Source organism: Lishizhenia sp., from assembly GCF_033720595.1.
Taxonomy (GTDB): domain Bacteria; phylum Bacteroidota; class Bacteroidia; order Flavobacteriales_D; family Crocinitomicaceae; genus Lishizhenia.
This window is the reverse complement of sequence record NZ_JAWWCF010000313.1, coordinates 1-1862: the sequence shown is the minus strand read 5'-3', so window position 1 is coordinate 1862 and position 1862 is coordinate 1. Positions and strand designations below refer to the sequence as shown.

At 38.2% G+C, this 1862-nt stretch carries 1 protein-coding gene and 2 pseudogenes; 1 reads left to right on the top strand and 2 read right to left on the bottom strand.

Features of this window, described 5'->3' with window-relative positions; translation table 11 throughout:
* Together R3333_RS14405 and R3333_RS14400 are read right to left on the bottom strand one after the other, a co-directional pair.
* Positions 1-494 (bottom strand): annotated as a pseudogene (locus R3333_RS14405) (sugar kinase); the annotation flags it as partial.
* 308 nt (positions 495-802) lie between these two features.
* Positions 803-1501 carry a TIGR04283 family arsenosugar biosynthesis glycosyltransferase gene (locus tag R3333_RS14400; RefSeq protein WP_318959459.1) on the bottom strand — a complete coding sequence of 233 codons (699 nt, stop codon included), beginning with the start codon at positions 1499-1501 and terminating at the stop codon, positions 803-805.
* Positions 1502-1525: 24 nt separating this feature from the next.
* On the opposite strand from R3333_RS14400, the pseudogene R3333_RS14395 reads away from it, so the two are divergent.
* A pseudogene (locus R3333_RS14395) lies at positions 1526-1862 on the top strand (hypothetical protein); the annotation flags it as partial.

Here is a 1862-nt window from a genome sequence, read left to right as displayed (position 1 = left end):
GTCAAAGTCTTTTTCAAATCATCCATGGCGATGTCCATCCAGAAATTCATTGTATCCATTGCAACCAATTTTGGACGCTCTGCTAATCTTTCGATTACTGTACTTTGAACTTGTGGAGATAAGTTTCCTAACATTACGTAATCCGCTCCTTGGTAAGATGCAGGAATAATAGGATCGAAGTGCTCCAATACATTTAATTCCGTAACCAAAGTATCACGCGTATTCATGTCGTTGTGGTATTTACCCGACCAGAAGAAAGTCTTCTCTCCTTCTTTCACTTGTAAACCTTCAACATTTACACCTCTAGACGCAAGTTTTTCAATCATCTCTTTTGGGAAGTCCTCTCCTACTACAGAAACAATGTTCTGTGTGGGTTGAAAATATGAAGATGCAAAAGCAATGTAAGTACCTGCTCCACCAATAATCTTATCCGTCTTTCCAAAAGGGGTTTCTATCGCGTCAAAAGCTACGCTTCCTACTGTAAGTAAACTCATTAATCTGTAATTTTTAGAATACAAAAATAAAGAAATAACGATTGCATTCCTGTTTTAGATCTGAGAATATGGTAAAAGCAGTATGGAGCGCGAGAAAAAGAGGATAGAGGATCCTATTTACGCAGGGAGAAGCGTTGAAATTTAGCGCATTACGGTTGACATTTACTTTTCTTTAAATCTTCTAGGGTGAATGCTCTTTCATTCGGATTTAAACTACCCAACAAAGAGCGTATGGAAAGCTCCCCAAGTTACCTGGGGACTGGAAGGGTAGCCTGGCCGTTTGCTCCTACTTAACAACATAGCTAAGATTATTCATATTTCATCACCAAATTCTTCTTATAGAATTTACGTATCGTATCTGGTGATTTGCCCAACATGAACATCCAATAACTGAAAAGGTTAATCATATTCACCTTGAAGTAAGAATTATGATCATATTTTCTGGCTGAAACCACTACCGATTTTGGAATGATTTTAAACTTTTCTTTCTTTTTTACGCGGCGGATAAAGTCGAAATCTTCCATGATTGAATAATAGGTATCGAAGCCGTTATATTTATTAAATAATGCCTTGGTAATGAACATCGTTTGATCTCCTCCTCGACAAAACATTCTATTGAAACGCGTAAAATAGGCGTTAAACTGTAAAGCTCTGTGTGATTTATCGAACTTAAAACGATAACAACCAAAGGAATATCCGGCCTTTACTGCATGTAAAATATCTTCATAGAAACTCTTCAGAGGCATTACATCAGCATGAATGAAATACAACATTTCTCCCCTTGCCATTTCTGCTCCGTAATTCATTTGTTTTGCTCTACTGGCCAATTGTGTGTCAAAACAAAGCACATTTTTGTAAGCCTTTACACGTTCAACCGTTCTATCTTCGGAGCCTCCATCCACAACCAAGATTTCTACGTAGGTTTCTTGGAGCCCGGTTAAAAAACGGAGTAGCTTTTCAATGTTATCTTCCTCATTAAGTGTGGGTATGATGATGGATAATTTCACGCGATTTGATTAATTTTAATAACTATGAACTTAAATATAACACATATACGCCAATTCAGCGCCTTCGGATTACTGCTCGGTAGCTTTCTCTTTGTTTCTTGCACAACCGGGAAGGGAGTTAAAGTTCCAGAATATGCCAACACCCAGGCCACACCACAACAAGAGGCATTGTCGCAAGGTAGAAACTACCCCAAAGGAGAAATGGTAGACCACTTAAAAATTCACGACCACCAATTGTGGACAGATTTATTGGTGAAACACGTTGATTCTGTGGGAAGTGTGGATTATAAAGGCTTTCAAAAAGATTCAACGGCACTTAATACCTACCTCCAACAATTGGCCAAACACACCATAAATGATG